At 64.4% G+C, this 388-nt stretch carries 1 pseudogene; it reads right to left on the bottom strand.

What is annotated here, in order from left to right:
* Window positions 1-121 precede the first annotated feature (121 nt).
* Window positions 122-388 (bottom strand): annotated as a pseudogene (locus tag L692_RS0118950) (spore maturation protein); the annotation flags it as partial.

Below are 388 nucleotides of genomic sequence, written 5' to 3' on the forward strand. Positions count from 1 at the left end.
TCGCTGAAGCGGCAGGAGCTTACGGGCGGCAAGGAGAAGGCGCTGACCCCGCGGCTGGCAGGGCGGCGCTCCACTTGCTTGGGGGCGGCTAGAGACCAAGCCCGTTTGGCGGACTTGGCCTCTAACCGAATACCAGCAGGCAGACCGCGATGGCGGCGGCGAAGCCGACGAGATCCGAGAAGAGCCCTACCTTGAGCGCATACCGCCCGTTGCGGATGCCGACGGCGCCGAAGTAGACGGTCAGCACATATAAGGTCGTGTCCGTGCTGCCCTGGATTGTGGAAGCAATTCGCCCAATCAGCGAGTCGGGTCCGTGAATACGGATCAGTTCGGTGGTATAGGCCAGCGATCCGGTGCCGGTCAGCGGGCGAAGCAATCCGAGCGGCAG

Source organism: Paenibacillus forsythiae T98 (genome assembly GCF_000520735.1).
Taxonomy (GTDB): domain Bacteria; phylum Bacillota; class Bacilli; order Paenibacillales; family Paenibacillaceae; genus Paenibacillus_AQ; species Paenibacillus_AQ forsythiae.